Raw genomic sequence first — 18626 nt, 5'->3', positions numbered from 1 at the left:
CAACAGCGATTTGCACAACACTACAAATATTGCAATTGAACCTTACGGCCGAGCGTGCCGGACTTTCGAACATGCATCATTTCTGGGCCGACCGCGCATTGCCGGCGCCCTCGGCCCGGCGCCGATCGGACTGCGCCTCCTCGGCGCTCTCGAAAATATGCGGCGCGACGCCGCGTCTCTCCAGGGCTTCGCCGAGCTTGATGCGCAGGAAGCCCGACGTGGTGTAGCGCGACACGCCGGAATAGAAGCGGTCGACCAGGCTGCGCACCATGGCCGAATAATCGTCCATCAGCTCCGGCAGGATGGAAAAATTGTCATAGTTGACGATGGCGTAGACCCGGCGGCCGAGCGGCGCGAGCCTGGCCTCGACGATCGCAGCGATGGTGTCGATCTCGGCCTTGCTGCGCAGCGGGTAGCGTTCCAGGTTGACGAAGAACAGGTTCTGCTGCTCGTCCAGCGTGAACCGCTGGTCTAGCGGGATGGTAAGCAGGCGCTCGCGCAGGTCCATCAGACCCTCGCGGAAGATGCGGTCGTCCATCAGCGCCGGGTCGCGCGGGATCAGCGGCTTGAAATCCATCAGGCGCAGGATGTCGCGCTCGACGTCGATGCCGGGCGCGACCTCGGTGAGCTCGAGCCCGCCGGCCCGGAGTTCGAACACGCAGCGCTCGGTGACGTACAGCGTGCGCTGCCTGCGCGCGGCGGCAAACGGGCCGCTGAAGGTGACGTGCTCGACGCCGTCGACGAACTTGCGCGACTTGGCCTCGTCGAGAATGACAAGCTTGCCGTCCTTCACCGCGATGCGCTGCTTGCCTGCGCCGAAGGTGCCGACAAAGATCACCTCCTTGGCGTTCTGGCTGATATTGATGAAGCCGCCGGCGCCCGCGAGCTTCGGCCCGAACTTGCTGACATTGAGGTTGCCGGCGCGATCGACCTGGGCGAGGCCGAGGAAGGCGGCATCCAGACCGCCGCCGTCGTAGAAGTCGAACTGGTAGGGCTGGTCGATCACCGCCTGCGTGTTGATCGCCGCGCCGAAATCGATGCCGCTCGCGGGGATGCCGCCGATCACGCCGGGCTCCGCCGTCAGCGTGATGAGGTCGATGATCCGCTCCTCATTCGCGACCGAGGCGATCCCCTCGGGCATGCCGATGCCGAGATTGACGACGCTGTTGGCCTTGAGCTCGAGCGCGGCGCGCCGCGCGATGATCTTGCGCTCGCTGACCGGCATCACCGGCAGCGAGGCGGCACGGACGCGGATCTCACTGGAGAAGGCCGGATTGTAAGGCGTGCCGAAGGTCTGCCAGTGATTCTCCGGCTTCGCTACGACCACGCAATCGACGAGAATGCCGGGGATCTTGACCTGGCGCGGATTGAGGCTGCCAGCCTCGGCGACGCGCTCGACCTGGGCGATGACGATGCCGCCGGAATTATGCGCGGCCATGGCGATGGCTAGCGCCTCCAGCGTCAGCGCCTCCTTCTCCATGGTGAGGTTGCCGTCGGGATCGCCGGTGGTGGCGCGGATGATCCCGACATCGATCGGAAACGTCTTGTAGAGCAGGCACTCTTCGCCGCGCAGCGTGATCAGCTCCACCAGATCTTCGGTGGTGCGCGCGTTCAGCTTGCCGCCGCCCTGCCGGGGGTCGACGAAGGTGCCCATGCCGACGCGGGTGACATGGCCGGGCCGGTGCGCCGCGATGTCGCGGAACAGGTGCGTGATGACGCCCTGCGGCAGGTTGTAAGCCTCGATCTGCCCCGCGATCGCGAGCTGCTGCAATTTCGGCGCAAGCCCCCAATGGCCGCCGATCACGCGCCGGACCAGGCCCTCATGCGCGAAATGGTTGAGGCCGCGCTGCTTGCCGTCGCCCTGGCCCGCGGCATAGACCAGCGTCAGGTTGCGCGGCTTGCCCTGCGTGTAGGGCGCATCGCCCTCGTTGGAGAGATAGAGCTCCTCCAGCGCGATCGCGATCTCCTCGGCAAAGCCGATGCCGACGAAGCCGCCGGTCGCCACCGTGTCGCCGTCGCGGATCAGCATGACCGCCTCAGTCGCGGTGACGACCTTGCCCTTCTCGGAATTGCGCAGGTAAGGCAGAGCTGGATGATGGCTCACGGCGTTCCTCCCGTTCCCTCGACCGTATGCCGTTGTTGTCGTTGATCTTATCGCGGGGAGCAGGCCTGGAATAGGTCGCTCCCCGCGACAAGGGGCATCAGGACTGCACTATCTTGCGTGTCTCGGTGGCGAAATAGACCGACACGACGGTGATCAGCGCCAGCGCGATCATGTAGAGCGAGATCGGCCAGGTCGCCGGCGCGTAGGCCGTCATCAATCCCGTCGCGATCAGCGGCGACAGCGCGCCGGCGAAGATCGAGGCGAGGTTGTAGCCGAGCGAGACGCCGCTATAGCGCACCTTGGTGCCGAACAGCTCCGACAGGAAGCTCGCCTGCGGCCCGTACATCGCAGCGTGTCCGACCGCGAGACCGAGCACGATCGCGATCCAGGCATATTGCGGGTTCTTGGTTGCCAGCAGCATGAACAGCGGGAACGACATCAGCGCCGAGAACACCGCGCCAAAGATGTAGATCGGCCGCCGCCCGAGCCGGTCGGAGAGCGCGCCGAAGACGGGAATGGTGAAGGTCTCGATCGCCGCGCCGATCAGGACGCCGTTGAGCATGTCCTGCTTGTTCATGCCGAGCGATTGCGTCGCATAGGCGAGCACGAAGGTCGCGTAGATATAGAAGAAGCCGTTCTCGGCGAAGCGCGCGCCCATCGCCAGCAGGATGTTCTTCGGGTACATCCTGATCGCCTCGAGGATCGGCATCTTCACGTCCTGCTTGGTGTCCTTGACCCTCTGGAACTCCGGCGATTCCGCGATGGTGAAGCGGATCCACAGCCCGACCAGCACCAGCGCGATCGAGAACAGGAACGGGAGGCGCCAACCCCAGGCATAGAGCTGCGCGTCGGTCAGCATCGCCGAGACCACCGAGAACACCAGCGTGCCGAGCACGAGGCCGAGCGGCGCCCCGAGCTGCGGCCAGCTGCCATAAAAACCTTTCTTATCCGCAGGCGCATGCTCGACCGCCATCAGCACCGCGCCGCCCCATTCGCCTCCCAAGCCAAAGCCCTGGATCAGCCGGCAGGCTACGAGCAGGATGGCGGCCCAGATGCCGGCGGTCTCGTAGGTCGGCAGGAAGCCGATCGCCGCGGTCGCCGCGCCCATGATCAGCAGCGTCAGATACAGCATGGTCTTGCGGCCGATCTTGTCGCCGTAATGCCCGAACACCACGCCGCCGAGCGGACGCGCGATGAAGCCGAGCGCGTAGGTTGCGAATGCGAGCAGCGTTCCCATCATGGGGTCGAAGGTCGGAAAGAACAGCTTGTTGAAGATCAGCGCCGCAGCGGTGCCGTAGAGGAAGAAGTCGTACCACTCGATCGCCGTGCCGATCAGGCTCGCGGTGGCGACCGTGACGTGCGAGGGCTGTCTCGCCTGAAGCTGATGGACCGAGATCGCTTCACTCATCGTGCGTCCTCCCTGGTTTGAGAATGCGCATGTGCAGCATGCGTCATTGTGCAAAGCGAAGAGCAAGGTCCGCGCCAGATGCGGGCCGTTTGGGCAAATTGGCTGAAAACACGGCAATTTCCGCTGTTGTGGGCGAAGCGAGCCGCGACATAGCGTGTCCGGAATCCGAGACTCCGGACAGGTGCGTGTCTCGAAACTCAGACGGAGGCCGGTCCCGAAGCGAGGCCGAACTTGGCGAGCTTCTTGTAGAAGGTCGCGCGCGAGATCCGCAGCATCCTGGCGGCCTCGGTGATCTGGCCGTTGCTAGCGGCGAGTGCCTGTTCGAGCGTGTGCTTCTCGAATTCGGCCTCGGCCTCGGCATAGGGCACGACGGCGCCGGTCGGCCGCTCCGCCGCTGTGGACCTGATCTCGGCGCCGACGGGGAGAATGCGCGCGAAATCCTCGCCGGTCAGCCGGCCGGAATCGCTGAGGATCAGCGCCCGCTCCAGAATGTTGCGGAGCTCGCGGACGTTGCCCGGCCAATCGTAGCGCGCGAGCGCGGCGAGCGCGCTCGGCGTGATCTTGGCCTTGACGTAGTCGCCGGATGCGCTGATGTCCTCGAGCAGCCGGGCGCTGATCTCGGGAAGATCCTCCAGGCAATGGCGCAGCGGCGGCAGGTCGATCGAAAGCACGTTCAGCCGATAATAGAGATCGGGGCGGAATGCGCCGTCGCTGACGCGCTTGCGCAAGTCCACATTGGTTGCCGCGACCACGCGCACGTCGACCTTGGAGATCTTGTCCGAGCCGAGCGGCTCGATCTCGCGCTCCTGCAGCACGCGCAGCAGCTTGGCCTGCAATTGCAGCGGCATCTCGCCGATCTCGTCCAGGAACAGCGTGCCGCCGTCGGCGAGGCGGAATTTGCCCTCGCGCCCCCGGCGGTCGGCGCCGGTATAGGCGCCGGGCGCGGTGCCGAAGAACTCCGATTCGATCAGCGTGTCGGGAATCGCGGCCACATTGACGCTGACGAACGGCTTCTCCGCGCGCGAGGAAGCGTTGTGGATCGCCTGCGCCAGCATCTCCTTGCCGGTTCCGGTCTCGCCGGTGAGCAGCACGGTGACGTTCTGCCGCGCGGCGCGGCTTGCGAGCGCCTTGGCCTGCGCGATGCCCGGCGTGGTGCCGACGAAGTCGGCGAAGGTGAAGCGCGCCGCGCGCGCGTTGGACAATTGCCGCCGCGCCAGCCGCAGATCGCTCTCGAGCTGGGCGACGCGGGCGAGCAGCGGCTTCAGGCTCTCGAGGTGATCATAGAGCACGAAGCCGATCGCGCCGATCACCACCCCCTTCTCGTCCTCGATCGGCATGCGCGTGACGACGAGCTGCTCGCCGCCGAGCTCCATGATGTCGAGCAGGATCGGCTCGCCGGTCTCGACCACCTTCCGCATCAGGCTGTTCGGAATGACCTCCTCGATCGGCCGGCCGATCGCCTCATCGGTGCGCTTGAGGCCGAGCGCGGCGAGGTATTTTTCGTTGACGTAGACGACGCGGCCGCCGCGGTCGATCGCGATCGCGCCCTCGCAGAGCTTTTCCAGCCGTTCGAACAGCGTCTCCATCGCGCGCGCACGAAGGTAAGCGGGGTCGCTGATCGAGGAGGAAGAGGCAGACATGACATACCTCGTGGGAGGTCCGCCCGTGTATTAGCAAAAGGCCAGCAATTTCAAAGGGGGAATTGGGGGCTGAAGCCAGCTCGGCGATCGCTGTCGCCCCTACCTCCGATATCCGCCCGCGCGCGAATAGCTTTGGCGGTTCTGCTGGTGCGGGCGGCTTGCGACGCTTGCCCGCGACTCGCTGGAGAGCGGGGTTGCGAGCTTCAGCTCCTCCAGGAAGATCGGACGGGAGAAGTAATAGCCCTGGGCGTAGCGGATCTTGGTCGCGGCCTGCAGATAGACGAGCTCCTCGTAGGATTCGAGGCCTTCGGCGATCACGGTCATGCCGAGCGCTTCGCTCAAGGATTCGATCGCGCGCAGGATGCCCTGGCTGCGCGGGCGCTTATGAATGTCGGTGATGAAGGTGCGGTCGATCTTGATCTCGTCCGCGGTGATGTCGGCCAGCGCCGAGAGCGAGGAGTAGCCGGTGCCAAAATCGTCGATGGAGATGCCGACGCCGAGCTTGCGGAACATCGGCAGGATCTCGGCCTGGAACTGATTCTTGGCGACGAAGGCGTCTTCCGTCACCTCGATCATGAAGCGCTGCGGAAAGCCGGTCTCATCCAGCGCCCGGGCGAAGCTGCGCATGAATTCGGGATTGCCGGCCTGCTTGGCGGCGACGTTGATGCTGATGGTCGCTTCCGCGCCGAACGTCTCGTTGATCGGGTCGATCGACTTGACGATCTCGGCGAGCACGAGGTGAGTCAGCTCGTCGATCAGGCCGAGCTCGCTGGCGAGATTAATGAACGAGCCGGGCGCCTGGATCACGCCTTCGTCGTCTCGCAGGCGCACCAACGCCTCGATGCCCTTCACCGCCTGAGTGCGGATGTCGACCTTGGACTGGAAGGCGCAACAGAAGCGCTTCTCCAGCAGCGCGAGCCGCAGCGACTGCTCGACCTTCATGCGCGCGAGCGCCTCGCGCTCCATGCTGGCGTCGAAGAAGGCCGCCGATCCCTTGCCGTCGTTCTTGACGCGGTACATCGCGATGTCGGCGTTCTGGCGCAGCGTCTCGAAGCTGCTTCCGTGATCGGGATAGAGGCTGACGCCGACGGAGGTGGAGGCGAAGACTTCCGAATTGTCGATGAAGAACGGCGCCGTCAGCCGCTCCAGCGTCGACTGCATGAATTCGGCGACCTCTTGCTGGCTCTGGACCGGCGACAGCAGCAGCAGGAATTCGTCGCCGGAGATGCGCGACAGCATATCGGAATCGCGCAGGTCGCGTCCGAGCCGCTTCGACAGCTCGACCAGCAGCGCATCGCCGACGGCGTGGCCGTAATAGTCGTTGATGTGCTTGAAATTGTCGACGTCGAGGAAGGCGAGCGCGAAGCGCGAGCCGCCGCGATTGTCCGCAAGCAGGCTGTTGGCACGATGTTCGATCACGCGCCGCGAAGGCAATCCGGTCAGCTCGTCGAAATAGGCCGAGCGGAACAGCTGGTCCTCGAAATTCTTCTGCTCGGTGATGTCGGAGGACGCCGAGATCAGCAGCTCGCGCCCGGCGAGGCGAACGGGACGATGGGTCGTGAGCAGCACCTGGCGTGCGGCACCGCCGTGAAGCGCTTCCTCGGTGACGACGGCCTGGCCGGCGCTCAGGGCCCGGCGACAAGCTTCGCGGCGCGGTGTCAGATCGGGTGAGGGGCGGCTGCCGTCCATGCCGAGCTGCGCGGCCGCGGCATCGTTCACCAGCAGCAGCTCGCCTTGCGCATCCTGCACGGTCAGGCCGGTCGGCAGCATTCTAACGATTTCTTTGAGAAAACCGAGCTCGGCTTCGAGCGCGCCGGAATATTCGTTGTCGTTCATAGAAGGCATGAATCTTGTTGTTTCAGCGCGCTTTTGCAATGGGCGCGATCTTGCGCGGTTCCCTCTTAAGTTTGGTTAAGGGGTCAGGAGAAATACGGGGGTGTTTTGGCGGAAAATTGCGACGTTGCGACGCGTGCCGACGATCGTCATTAACAGAGGGTCAACGGCGCTCGAGAAACCGCGAGCGGAGCGCTCATGCGCTTTCGGTTGGACAGAGTCGAGCGCAGGATTTGCTGGATCGAAACGCGGCGCGGCGAGGCCGGCCCCCCTCTCACCTTGCGACTTCCGAACCCGACATCGCGGTCTAGCCGCTCTCGGGAATGCGACACTGCATGATGCAATGCAGCCCGGTCTTCAAATAGGTGATCTCGGTTCTGCCGTCGAAGGCGGACAGTGCCGATTTCAGCAGCTTGGTGCCGAAGCCGGGCTCGGACACCTCGTCCACGCTCGGTCCCCCGGTTTCGTCCCAGGTGATGGTCAGGCGGTCGTCGCTGACGGTCCATGAGACCTGCAAGAGACCGCGCGGCGCGGAGAACGCGCCGTACTTGCCCGCATTGGTGGCGAGCTCGTGAAACATCAGCGATAGCGTGACCGCGAGCTTCGGCGGCAGGAACAGCCGCTCGCCATTGAGGGTGAAGCGAACATGGCCGTAAGGCCCGAGCTCCGAGATCAGGAGATCGCGGATGTCGCAGCCGGCCTTGTCGATTCGCGAGATCAGATCGTCGGTTGCGGCCAGCGAGCGCAGCCGCGGATCGACCCGAGCCCAGACCGCCGGCTGGTCATGCAGCACCTGGTGCAGCACGGCATGCACGGTCGACAGCTTGTTCTTCAGCCGGTGCTGCAGCTCGTCGACCAGCAGCTTGCGATACTCTTCCTCCTCGATCAGGCGCTTGGCGATTCGACGCTGCTCCGCCAGCAAGGTGCGATAGTGCTCGACGCCCCAGATGGTGAGCGCGCAGACCGCCCAATAGAGCGCGAGCAGGGCAAACCGGGCGCGATCGGCAAAGGCATCGCCGAAATTCACGACGACGCCGAGCACGCCGCCGACCAGCGCGGTCACGATCCCGATCCGGAAGCCTCCGAACGCGGCGGCAAAGAACACGGCTGGAAAATAGGGCGTGAAGTAGACATCGGGCCGCACCTGCGCGAGCGCCCAGCGCGCCAGGGTCGCAACCAGCAGGCAAGCCACCGCAAAGGCAATGCTCAGACCGAGCGATGGCGGCGCCGTACCCTGCCAACCCCTGCGGAATTCGTCGATCAGCTTCCCCATGCGCAGCCCAGTTGCGATATGCGTCGGAAAATCGAGCGGCCCATCAGGATGGTACGCATTCCGTCCGCGCAAGCATAGCTTGCCTTGGCGGAGACAGGCAGGGATAGTAGTCGCCGCCGCGATGACAGCGGCCGATATTCGCCATTTGGCATCAAATCGTTCGAAAACAGGAACATTCCATGGGCAGGCTGGACGGCAAGGTTGCAGTGATCACGGGAGCGACGAGCGGGATCGGATTGCGCACTGCGGAAGTCTTCGTTGCCGAAGGTGCCAAAATTGTGATCGCGGGCCGGCGCGTACCGGAAGGCGAAGCGCTGGCGAAGCAGCTCGGCGCCAATTGCATCTTCCGCCAGACCGATGTGACGGTCGAAGCGCAGATGCAGGCCTTGATCGCGCTCGCGGTCGACAAGTTCGGCCGGATCGACTGCCTGTTCAACAATGCGGGCGGCCCGGCGCAGACCGGCGGCATCGAGGGCCTCGAGGTCGAGCGCTTCGACGCGGCGATGGCAACACTGGTGCGCAGCGTCATGCTCGGCATGAAGCACGCCGCGCCTCACATGAAGAGGCAGGGTAGCGGCAGCATCATCAACAATGGCAGCATCGCCGGACGTCTCGCCGGGTTCTCGTCCTCGATGGTGTACAGCGCGGCCAAGGCGGCGGTGATCCACCTCACCAAATGCGTGGCGATGGAGCTCGGCGAGTCCAATGTGCGCGTCAACGCGATCTCGCCCGGTGCGATCGCGACCGGCATCTTCGGCAAGGCGCTGGGACTCTCGACCGACGCCGCGGAGAAGACACCGGCGGTGATGCGCGAGGTCTACAAGACCGCGCAGCCGATCCCGCGGGCCGGCCTGCCGGACGACATCGCCCAGGCCGCCGTGTTCCTGGCGAGCGACGAATCCAGCTTCATCAACGGCCACGACCTCGTCGTCGACGGCGCCATGACCGGCGGCCGCAATTGGAGCCAGCAGCAGCAGGGCTATGTAGCCTTGCGCAAGGCCTTCGATCAGGGGGCGTAGCAGCCCCGGCGACGGTGCCGTAGGGTTGGCAAAGGCGCGCTCTTCGCGCCGTGCCCACCATCGATGTTTGCACCCGGAGGGCGTGGTGGGCACGCTTCGCTTTGCCGCCCCGCGAGACCTCGTCCCCGGACGCAGTGCAGCGCTTCTTCAGCGGTGAGTGCTAAACCGCCTTCACCCTCACCCGCAATCCGTCCCGCGGCTTCGGGATCGGCCACATCTGCCAGTCCGGCTTGTAGCCTGGCTCCAGCGACACCTCGAGGTTCTGCAGGAAGTGCCGGGCGAAGCATTTTGCCTGCATATAGGCGAAGTGCAGGCCGAGGCACATATGAGCGCCGCCGCCGAACGGGACGAAGGCGAAGCGGTGACGGCTCCGTTGCGCCTCCTCGGTGAAGCGCAAGGGATCGAAGCGATCCGGCTCCGGCCAGATGTCCCTCATGTGATGGGTGTAGAGCGGATTGACGCCGACCGCGGTGCCGGCCGGAATCGTAAAGCCCTTGAAGGTGAAATCGCGCATCGCGCGGCGCGGCATCGAGGGCACCGGCGGCTTGATCCGCAGCGCTTCCTTGAACGCCATCTCCGACAGCGGCATCTTCTCGAGATCGTCGAAGCTGCTCGGCGCATCCGCCGCAAGCCCGAGCGCGAGACCCTCCGCGCGCAGCCTGTCCTGCCAGTCCGGGTTGGCGGCAAGCTCGCCGACGAAGGAGGTCAGCGACGAGGTCAGCGTGTCGTGTGCCGCCATCATCAAGAAGCTCATGTGGTCGATGATGTCCTGCTCGGACAGCAGCGCGCCATCCTCATGGGTGGCACGGCAGAGCTGCGAGAACAGATCGTCGCCGCCGTGATTGCCGCGCCGCAGCGGGATCTGCTCGCGGAAATAGGCGACGATGCGCTTTCGACCTCTGACGCCGGCCGCCATCTGGGTGCCGGGCAGGGGGCGGCGGATCGGGGCCACGGCAGCCGCGACCATGTCGACGAAGGCGCGGTTGATCTCGTCGACCTCCGGCCCGATGTCGGCGCCGAGGAACGAGGCCGCGGCGAGATCGAGCGTGAGCTGCTTCATCGCGGGGTAGAGCTGCATCTCCCCCTGCTTGGCCTTCCATTGCGCGACGCGCGCGGCGATGCCGCGGTCGAGATCGGCCAGATAGGATTTCATCGGCCCGGACTTGAACGCGACCGACAGGGTCTTGCGGTGCAGCCGGTGCTCGTCGAAATCGAGCAGCATCAATCCGCGCGGAAACAACAGGCCGAGGACCTTGTTCCAGCCGTGGGTCGAGGAGAACAGCTTTTGCTGGTCGAACATCACGAGCTCGTTGGCCTCGGGCCCGAGCAGCACGACATTGGTCTCGCCGAACACGTGGGTGCGGTAGACCGGGCCGTATTTGGCACCGTTCGCCTCGATATGGCCCTTGGGGTCGGCCAGCACCTGCAGGGTCTTGCCGATGATCGGCCAGCCTTCGTCGCCGGGAATGTGCGTCAGGGCGTTGCGTTTGGGCGCGGTGAAGCCGGGCGCCGTTGCGGCCACATTCTGCATCGACATGACGATTGCTCCGGTTGGCAGGCCCCGCCAGCGTAGCACAATCCGGGTGCGGTGAGCTGCGGTCGTCTTGCGTACAAAATCGTCACACCCACCAGCGTCGTCGCGGGCTCGCGCTGCGCGCCTCCCGGGACGACGGGTCGAGTGCGGTCTACCGCTTCGCCGCTTCCTTCTGCAGATCGGGGGCGTTGACGGCGGGGATGGCGACACGGCCGGGGCCCGTCACCTTCAGCGCCTCGGCGGCCTTCTCGTTCTCCATGATCTTGGCCATCACCGCCTGGCCCGCGCGCTCGAAGATCGCGCGGTTCTCGATCACGAATTTTTGCGACCGGCGCAGGCCGTCGATATAGCCGTTGATCTCCGGCACCACGTAGCGCGCCACCATGTCCCAGCTTCGGCGCGTCGCTTCCGGATTGGCCCAGTCGTGCACGAAACCGATGATGGCGCCGACGCCGCCGGAGACCTGCATCACGTTCTTGATGGTTTTGACGAGATCGTCGGGCGTGCCGATGGTGGAGGCCGCGCCCTCGACGAAGGCGGTCTTGTCCACGGCTTCATCCGGCGAGGAGAATGCGGTCAGGCCCGGCCGTTGCAGCGTGCCGACGTTATACTCGTTGTGCCAGCGCATCAGCCCGGCGCCGGCCTCCTTGCGCGCCTGCTCACGGGTCTCGGCGATGTGGAAGGTCAGGAGCACGCGCCAGTCGGCGCGGTCGACCTTCGTGCCGTGCTTCTTCGCTGCATCCTCGGCGAACTGCCATTGCTGCTGCAGTGACATCAGCCCTTGCGTGGTCATCGAGCCCAGCGAGATGATGCCGATGCCGTACTTGCCGGCGAGTGTCATGCCTGACGGCGAGATCTGCGAGGCCACCACGAACGGCATCTTCTCCTGCAACGGCAGGATCTGCAGCGCGGCGTCGTTCATGGTAAACCAGTCGCTCTTGGCGGTGACGCGCTCGCCGTTGAAGAGCCGGCGGATGATGCCGATGGCCTCGTCCTGGCGGTCGCGCTGCGTCATCGGGTCGATGCCGAGCGTATGTGCGTCGGAGGCGAGCGCGCCGGGGCCGGAGCCGAAGATGGCGCGGCCGCCGGTCATGTGGTCGAGTTGCACCATGCGCTGGGCGACGTTGAAGGGATGGTGATAGGGCAGCGACACCACGCCGGTGCCGAGCTTGATCCGCTTGGTGCGCTCGCCGGCCGCGGCCAGGAACATCTCGGGCGAGGCGATCATCTCCCAGCCGGACGAATGATGCTCGCCGCACCAGAACTCGTCATAGCCGAGCGCATCTAACTGCTCGACGAGGTCGAGGTCGCGCCGGAACTGGAGCATCGGATGCTCCCCGATCGGGTGATGCGGGGCAAGAAAGGCTCCGAACTTCAGGCGCGCCATGGCGTTTCTCCGGCTTTGATTTTCTGCTTGTTGAAACAGTGAGGCTACGTGCCGGCGCGCGCGAACGCAATCGCGCGATGTCCCGCGTTACGGAATGCCGGCATGCGTGAAGGCTGGATGCTCCTGCTCCCTGTCCCGCTTGAGCGGCTTCTTCGTGGCCATCCTTCGAGACGCCCGCCTATGGCGGGCTCCTCAGGATGAGGTCGGAGTGCGCGGGAGCAGCTTCAACAGGCGCCGATGCTGCTTAGCCTCATCCTGAGGAGACCGCGAAGTGGTCGTCTCGAAGGACGAGGCGCGCGCTCCGAACCTTACCTGCGAGGTAATCGCGTGGCTGCATGCGGTCTGAAATCATCGGGCAACGACAGTCCAAAGGCCCACACCGATGCACCAAATCGTCACAAAGCCCGTCGATTCGACCCGCCGCTGGTGGGTGCTGGCGATCGTGGTCGCCGCGCAGTTCATGTTCGGCGTCGATGCCTTCATCGTGAACGTCGCCATCCCCACTATCGCGGTCGAGCTGCACGCGACGCCGGCCCAGATCGAATCCGTGATCGCGATCTATCTGATCGCCTATGCCACGCTGGTCGTCACCGGCGGCCGACTCGGCGACATCCACGGCACCAGGAACGTGTTCCTCGCCGGCGTGCTCGGTTTCACCCTGACGTCGCTGTGGTGCGGCCTCGCGCAATCCGGCGCGGAGCTGATCATCGCGCGGCTGGCGCAGGGTGCCACCGCAGCGCTGATGGTGCCGCAGGTGCTGGCGACGCTGCATCTGCTCTTCACCGATGAATCGCGCAGCCGCGCCTTCGCCGTCTACGGCATCGTGCTCGGGCTGGCCGGCGCCGCCGGCTTCCTGCTCGGCGGTCTCCTGATCACGATGGACCTTGCCGGCACCGGCTGGAGGTCGGTGTTCTTCGTCAACGTTCCCTGCGGCCTCGCCATTGCGGCGGCCGCCTGGTGCATCATGCCCTCGGTGCCGCGGCGATCGGGTACCAGGCTCGACATCAAGGGCAGCATGGTCCTGTTCGCGGGGCTGCTGTGCCTCATCGGTCCGCTGCTGTTCGGTCACGATGTCGGCTGGGCCCCCTGGCTGTGGGCCGTGATGGCGGTCGGCGGCGTCATCCTGGCTGCGTTCCTGAAGCTGGAGCATGCGGTCGCGCGCGCCGGCGGCATGCCGCTGATCGACCTGACGCTGCTGGCGGACTCCGCTTTCCTGCGCGGGCTCGGCGCCGCCTTCTTTTTCTTCTTCGCCAATCTTTCGTTCTACCTCGTCATGACGCTGTTCATGCAGCGAGGCCTCGAGATCCCGCCGCTCTCGGCCGGCATGGCCTTCATCCCGCTCGCGCTGGCCTTCGTCGTGGCGTCGCGCCACAGCGGCGCGCGGGCGCGGCATCGTGGCACCAAGGTGCTGATCGAGGGCTGCGCGCTTCAGATCGCGGGCCTTGCCGCACTCGCGCTTGTTGCGGGCTGCGTCGATGCGCCGTCGCCGCTCCTCATCGCGCTCACCATGATCATCTTCGGTTACGGCCAGGGATTGGTGATGGCGCCACTCTCCGGTGCGGTGCTCTCGACCGTGAAGCCCGTCGCCGCAGGCTCCGCCTCCGGCATCTACGGCACCATTGCACAGATCGGAAATGCGGCCGGAGTGGCCGCAATCGGCGCGGTATTTTTCGCGGTCGACGCGTTGCAATCAACGCGCGCAGGATTTTTGGTCTCGCTTGTGCTGTTTGTGACATTAATCATGATCTGCGTCGCATTTCTGTCGTGGCTGCGCCGCGCATCTGCATGAAGTTGAGGCATTGCGGTTAATGCGTGCAGATTCCCTGTAGATTTGCCGTGATTTCCGCTGGATTGACAGCGCACGGTCTTTTTATTTTGCACCGCAGCAACTATCTGGTTTGGCTAGACGTTGAACGTCGCCCACCAGGAATTTGCCGTGTCGTTAGCTAGAAATGTCGATCTGTTGAGACGTCTGCCCAGGCTGGACGGTCTGCGCTTCGCCGAGCCTGGCCGCAGCGCTGACGCCTCCAGCCCGTTGCAGGAAGTCACCGGCTTCGGCAGCAATCCCGGCGCCTTGCGGATGTTCGCGTTCGTGCCGCCGCAGTTGCAGAAGCCGCGCGCGCTCGTCGTCGTGCTGCATGGCTGCGGCCAGACCGCGGCTGCTTACGACCTCGGGGCCGGCTGGTCGACATTGGCGCAGCACTATGGCTTCGCGCTGGTGATGCCCGAGCAGCAGCGCGTCAACAACGGCAATACCTGCTTCAACTGGTTCAATCCGGAAGACATTGCGCGAGGCAGCGGCGAGGCGCATTCGATCCGCGAGATGATCGCGCATATGGTCAAGGCACATCGCATCGAGTCCAGGCGCGTCTACATCACCGGCCTGTCCGCCGGCGGCGGCATGACGTCGGTGATGCTCGCGACCTATCCGGAAGTCTTCGCGGCGGGCGCGGGGATTGCCGGACTGCCCTATGGCATCGCCGCGAACCTGCGCGAGGCGCTCGACGGCATGTTTCATTCGCCGGCGCGCCCGGCGCGCGAGCTCGGCGATCTCGTGCGCAACGCGTCCGATCATCGTGGTCCCTGGCCGAAAATCTCGGTGTGGCACGGCAGTGCCGACCGCACCGTCAATCCCGGCAATGCCAACGAGATCGTCAAGCAATGGCTCGATCTGCACGATCTGCCGGAAGCGCCGATGGCGGAAACCATGGTCGACGGCTATCCGCGTCAGGCCTGGTGGGGCAAGGACGGCGAGACGCTGGTCGAGTCCTACGCCATCACCGACATGGCCCACGGCACGCCGCTGGGGCTCGCCGATAACGATCAGCGCTATGGCGTCGAAGGCGCGTTCCTGATCGAGGCCGGCATTTCCTCGTCCTATCACATCGCAAAGTTCTTCGGCCTCACCGACTGGATCGCGGACGCGGCAAAGGCGGAAGCGAGGCCGGCCGCGAAGCCGGTGCTCCCGCCCGCGCCCCATCTCGCCCGCTCGATCCGCGCTGCCGAACAACCGGCGGAGCCGAAGCGTGAGCAGGGGCGCGGCTTCGACCTCGGCCAGATCATCACCCGCGCGCTGACCGCGGCGGGGCTGATGAAGTAGCTCAGGCTGTCTGGTCGATCCACTCGATCGGCGTCACCGTCACCTCGCCGCCGGCGACCTTGCGCGTCATCTCCTGATAAGCCCTAAAGAAGTCGCGCGATTGCAGCGCTTTCTGCGCGGCGTCATCGGCGACACTGGCGAGGTGGAAATAGCTGCTGCCGTCGCGGGCCTTCAGCACACGATAGCCGATCCGCCCCTTGAGCTCCGGATCGCCGTCGATCGCCTTGACGAAGCGGCCGATCTCCCTGTGCCATTCTTCCGTCGTGCCGTTCCTGAAGTCGTATCTGATCATGAAGTGCTTCATGTGACGCTCCCTGTTCGTCCTGTGCGTCATCATCTGCGGCTTGGAGGCAATCCTGCAAGTATGGACAAAATTGATAGTATGGACTTTTTCGCCGTCGCGCCTATCCTTTCGGCAAGCTGGCTGCGCATGGAGGAGACGACATGGCAAGGGCGAACCCGGCGCGCAGCTGTCCGGTTGCGGCCTTTCAGAAGATGATCAGCGGCAAATACAAGCTGCGCATCGTCTGGGACCTCAAGGACGGCCCGCGCCGCTATGGCGAGATCCGAAGCGGACTGCTGCGCGGTGCCACCGGCAGCGCGGAGATCACTCCGCGCGTGCTCAGCCGCGAACTGAAGGCGCTCACCGCGAGCGGGCTGATCGACCGCAGGGATTTTGGCGAGGTGCCGCCGAAGGTCGAGTATCGCCTCACCCGCAAGGGCAAGAGCTTCGTGCCCGTCGTCGCGGCGATCCGCGAGTGGGGCGAACGTCACCTCGGTGAGACCGCCGCGCTCGTGGACGCGGCGGAATAAACCTCACATCTCGCCGGTAATGAACGGATTGGTCATCCGCTCCTGGCCGATGCTCGAGCCGGCGCCGTGGCCGCAGATGAAGCCGACGTCGTCGCCGAGTGGAAGCAGTTTTGTCAGAATCGAGTTGATCAGCGTGGCGTGGCTGCCGCCGGGCAAATCGGTGCGCCCGACCGAGCCGGCGAACAGGACGTCGCCGACATGGGCGAAGCGCAGCTCCTTGTTGAAGAACACCACGCTGCCGGGGGAGTGACCGGGACAGTGGAAGATGTCGAACTGCAAATCGCCGATCGACACGCTGTCGCCCTCGTTGAGCCAGCGGTCCGGCGCGAAGTTGCGCACGCCGGTCATGCCGAAGCGGGCGCCGCTCTCGACCACGTTGTCGAGCAGGAACTTGTCCGCTTCATGCGGCCCTTCGATCGGCACCTTCAGGGCATCACGCAGATCGGCCGCGCCGCCGACATGGTCGATATGGCCGTGGGTCAGCCAGATCTTCTCCACGGTGACGCCGGTCTGCTTGATCGCGTCCAGGATTTTCGGCACGTCCCCGCCGGGATCGATCACCACGGCCTTCTTGCTGGGCTCGTCCCAGATGATGGTGCAGTTCTGTTCGAACAGCGTCACGGGAACGATGATCGCGCCCGCCTTGGCTTTGGTGTCATTTTGCTCGGTCATGGCGCCACAATGCCGATTTTTGTCAGGCCGCCAAGCAAAAGATTCGGGCCGCCCGCGCGGAACAACCGTCACACGGCCGTCCCAATTGGCTTGCCAATTTGAACCGGGGCGGCGCTGTCGCGTTCTCCCGCGCAAGACGCAGATTCTGGATGGTCTTCCGGCATGGCTCAAAGCAACGAGAACTGGTGGCGCGACGGCATTTTCTACCAGATCTACCCGCGTTCGTTTCAGGATTCCAACGGTGACGGCGTCGGCGATCTCGCCGGCATTTTGCGGCGGCTGCCTTACGTCAAGTCGCTCGGCGTCAACGCGATCTGGCTCTCGCCGATCTTCCCGTCGCCGATGGCCGATTTCGGCTACGATATCTCCGACTATACCGGCATCGAGCCGCTGTTCGGCACGATGGAAGATTTCGATGCGCTGATCGCGGCGGTCCACGACAACGGCCTGAAGCTGATCCTCGACCTCGTGCCCAACCACACCTCCGATCAGCATCCCTGGTTCGTCGAGAGCCGCGCCTCGCGCGACAATCCCAAGCGCGACTGGTACATCTGGCGTGATCCCGCGCATGACGGCGGCGTGCCCAACAACTGGCTGTCCGAATTCGGCGGCAGTGCGTGGCAGTTCGACGAGACCACCGGCCAGTATTATTACCACGCCTTCCTCGCCCAGCAGCCGGACCTAAACTGGCGCAACCCGGACGTTCGCGCCGCGATCTACGACGTAATGCGGTTCTGGCTGGACAAGGGCGTCGACGGCTTTCGCGTCGACGTGATCTGGCACCTCGTCAAGGACGCCGAATTCCGCGACAATCCGCCCAACCCGCATTACGTCGAGGGCCGGCCGCCGAACGAAAGAATTCTGACGCAATATTCGACAGACCAGCCGGAGGTGCACGAGGTCATCGCCGAGATGCGGCGCGTCACCGACAGTTTTGGCGCCCGCGTCCTGATCGGCGAGATCTATCTGCCGCTGCATCGCCTCATGGCCTATTACGGCAACGACCTCACCGGTGCGCAAATGCCGTTCAATTTTGCGCTGCTCTCGACGTTCTGGAGCGCGCGCTCGATCGAGACGATCATCGAGGATTACGAGAAGGCGCTGCCGCGCGGCGCCTGGCCGAACTGGGTGCTCGGCAACCACGATCGCCCGCGTGTGGCGAGCCGCGTCGGCACGGAGCAGGCGCGCGTCGCGGCCATGCTGCTGCTGACGCTGCGCGGCACGCCGACGCTCTACTACGGCGACGAGATCGGCATGCACCAGGTGACGATCGCGCCGGAGGATGTGCGCGATCCCTTCGAGAAGAACGTGCCCGGCATCGGCGTCGGCCGCGACGGCTGCCGCACGCCGATGCAGTGGGATGCGACCGAATATGCAGGGTTCTCAACCACGCGGCCGTGGCTGCCGCTGCCGGAGCACTATGTGCGTGACAACGTCGTCAATCTCGAAGCCGATACACGTTCGATCCTGAGCCTCTACAAGCGCCTGATCGGCTTGCGCCAGAGCTGTCCGCCGCTGGTCGCGGGCGATTATCATCCGATCGCCGCGCAAGGCGATCTCCTGATCTATCGCCGCGAGGCCGAGGGCAAGGCGGTGATCGTGGCCCTCAATCTCGGTCCCGACCCGATCGCGGTGACGACGAGCGCGATCAAGTTCGGCAGCAGCATCTTGCTGTCGACCTTCCTGGATCGCGAGGGCGAGCAGATCGAAGGCGTGATCGATCTGCGTGGCAATGAGGGGGTGGTGGTGCAGCCGCCGTAACTGGCTGTCGTCCCGGACAAGCGCAGCGAAGCGGAGCGCAGATCCGAGACCCATAACCACAGGGAGCAGTTTGACGAAGATT

General features: G+C 64.9%; 14 protein-coding genes. 5 read left to right on the top strand and 9 right to left on the bottom strand.

Annotation, left to right across the window (positions count from 1 at the left end):
* Positions 1-76 precede the first annotated feature (76 nt).
* From X268_RS31480 to X268_RS31460, 5 genes are all read right to left on the bottom strand, one after another.
* Positions 77-2104, bottom strand: a complete 2028-nt coding sequence (locus tag X268_RS31480; protein ID WP_128928548.1) for an acyl CoA:acetate/3-ketoacid CoA transferase — start codon at positions 2102-2104, stop codon at positions 77-79.
* Positions 2105-2201: 97 nt separating this feature from the next.
* A complete protein-coding gene (locus X268_RS31475) occupies positions 2202-3512 on the bottom strand; it encodes an MFS transporter (protein WP_128928547.1) in 1311 nt (436 codons plus the stop codon).
* A 197-nt stretch (positions 3513-3709) separates the two neighbouring features.
* Positions 3710-5152 (bottom strand): sigma-54 interaction domain-containing protein, encoded by a 1443-nt coding sequence (locus tag X268_RS31470; RefSeq protein WP_128928546.1) that lies wholly within the window; start codon positions 5150-5152, stop codon positions 3710-3712.
* A 99-nt stretch (positions 5153-5251) separates the two neighbouring features.
* Positions 5252-6988: a putative bifunctional diguanylate cyclase/phosphodiesterase gene (locus X268_RS31465; RefSeq protein WP_164938037.1), complete on the bottom strand. Its 1737-nt coding sequence runs from the start codon at positions 6986-6988 to the stop codon at positions 5252-5254.
* Positions 6989-7292: 304 nt separating this feature from the next.
* Entirely contained in the window at positions 7293-8258 is a 966-nt protein-coding gene (locus X268_RS31460; protein ID WP_128928544.1) for a sensor histidine kinase, read from the bottom strand.
* Between the two features lie 179 nt (positions 8259-8437).
* On the opposite strand from X268_RS31460, the gene X268_RS31455 reads away from it, so the two are divergent.
* Positions 8438-9277, top strand: coding sequence for an SDR family NAD(P)-dependent oxidoreductase (locus X268_RS31455; RefSeq protein ID WP_128928543.1), 840 nt, complete (start codon positions 8438-8440; stop codon positions 9275-9277).
* A 160-nt stretch (positions 9278-9437) separates the two neighbouring features.
* Here the strand turns inward: X268_RS31455 and X268_RS31450 are convergent, their stop codons facing one another.
* Positions 9438-10814, bottom strand: a complete 1377-nt coding sequence (locus tag X268_RS31450) for a cytochrome P450 (RefSeq protein ID WP_128928542.1) — start codon at positions 10812-10814, stop codon at positions 9438-9440.
* 148 nt (positions 10815-10962) lie between these two features.
* Positions 10963-12198, bottom strand: coding sequence for an LLM class flavin-dependent oxidoreductase (locus X268_RS31445; protein WP_128928541.1), 1236 nt, complete (start codon positions 12196-12198; stop codon positions 10963-10965).
* Positions 12199-12580: 382 nt separating this feature from the next.
* Between X268_RS31445 and X268_RS31440 the strand changes: the two genes are divergently transcribed.
* Positions 12581-13987 carry an MFS transporter gene (locus tag X268_RS31440; protein ID WP_128928540.1) on the top strand — a complete coding sequence of 469 codons (1407 nt, stop codon included), beginning with the start codon at positions 12581-12583 and terminating at the stop codon, positions 13985-13987.
* A gap of 147 nt (positions 13988-14134) precedes the next feature.
* Positions 14135-15298: an extracellular catalytic domain type 1 short-chain-length polyhydroxyalkanoate depolymerase gene (locus tag X268_RS31435; protein ID WP_128928539.1), complete on the top strand. Its 1164-nt coding sequence runs from the start codon at positions 14135-14137 to the stop codon at positions 15296-15298.
* 1 nt (position 15299) lies between these two features.
* Here X268_RS31435 and X268_RS31430 read toward each other — a convergent pair whose 3' ends face one another.
* The gene (locus tag X268_RS31430; RefSeq protein ID WP_245477715.1) at positions 15300-15602 is read right to left on the bottom strand and encodes a hypothetical protein; all 303 of its coding nucleotides are present in this window, start codon (positions 15600-15602) and stop codon (positions 15300-15302) included.
* A gap of 140 nt (positions 15603-15742) precedes the next feature.
* On the opposite strand from X268_RS31430, the gene X268_RS31425 reads away from it, so the two are divergent.
* Positions 15743-16111: a winged helix-turn-helix transcriptional regulator gene (locus X268_RS31425; RefSeq protein ID WP_128928537.1), complete on the top strand. Its 369-nt coding sequence runs from the start codon at positions 15743-15745 to the stop codon at positions 16109-16111.
* 3 nt (positions 16112-16114) lie between these two features.
* On the opposite strand, the gene X268_RS31420 is transcribed toward X268_RS31425, so the two are convergent.
* Positions 16115-16783, bottom strand: coding sequence for an MBL fold metallo-hydrolase (locus X268_RS31420; protein WP_128928536.1), 669 nt, complete (start codon positions 16781-16783; stop codon positions 16115-16117).
* A 162-nt stretch (positions 16784-16945) separates the two neighbouring features.
* Between X268_RS31420 and X268_RS31415 the strand changes: the two genes are divergently transcribed.
* Positions 16946-18544 carry an alpha-amylase family glycosyl hydrolase gene (locus X268_RS31415; RefSeq protein WP_128928535.1) on the top strand — a complete coding sequence of 533 codons (1599 nt, stop codon included), beginning with the start codon at positions 16946-16948 and terminating at the stop codon, positions 18542-18544.
* Positions 18545-18626 lie beyond the last annotated feature (82 nt).

It is taken from the genome of Bradyrhizobium guangxiense, from assembly GCF_004114915.1.
GTDB classification, from domain to species: Bacteria; Pseudomonadota; Alphaproteobacteria; order Rhizobiales; family Xanthobacteraceae; genus Bradyrhizobium; species Bradyrhizobium guangxiense.
This window is presented reverse-complemented; position numbering and strand designations above follow the sequence as displayed.

Coding starts and splice junctions, on each gene's coding strand:
- X268_RS31455 (WP_128928543.1), top strand. CDS start 8,438: ATGGGCAGGCTGGACGGCAAGGTTGCAGTGATCACGGGAGCGACGAGC.
- X268_RS31450 (WP_128928542.1), bottom strand. CDS start 10,814: ATGTCGATGCAGAATGTGGCCGCAACGGCGCCCGGCTTCACCGCGCCC.
- X268_RS31465 (WP_164938037.1), bottom strand. CDS start 6,988: ATGAACGACAACGAATATTCCGGCGCGCTCGAAGCCGAGCTCGGTTTT.
- X268_RS31430 (WP_245477715.1), bottom strand. CDS start 15,602: ATGAAGCACTTCATGATCAGATACGACTTCAGGAACGGCACGACGGAA.
- X268_RS31445 (WP_128928541.1), bottom strand. CDS start 12,198: ATGGCGCGCCTGAAGTTCGGAGCCTTTCTTGCCCCGCATCACCCGATC.
- X268_RS31460 (WP_128928544.1), bottom strand. CDS start 8,258: ATGGGGAAGCTGATCGACGAATTCCGCAGGGGTTGGCAGGGTACGGCG.
- X268_RS31420 (WP_128928536.1), bottom strand. CDS start 16,783: ATGACCGAGCAAAATGACACCAAAGCCAAGGCGGGCGCGATCATCGTT.
- X268_RS31470 (WP_128928546.1), bottom strand. CDS start 5,152: ATGTCTGCCTCTTCCTCCTCGATCAGCGACCCCGCTTACCTTCGTGCG.
- X268_RS31475 (WP_128928547.1), bottom strand. CDS start 3,512: ATGAGTGAAGCGATCTCGGTCCATCAGCTTCAGGCGAGACAGCCCTCG.
- X268_RS31415 (WP_128928535.1), top strand. CDS start 16,946: ATGGCTCAAAGCAACGAGAACTGGTGGCGCGACGGCATTTTCTACCAG.
- X268_RS31425 (WP_128928537.1), top strand. CDS start 15,743: ATGGCAAGGGCGAACCCGGCGCGCAGCTGTCCGGTTGCGGCCTTTCAG.
- X268_RS31440 (WP_128928540.1), top strand. CDS start 12,581: ATGCACCAAATCGTCACAAAGCCCGTCGATTCGACCCGCCGCTGGTGG.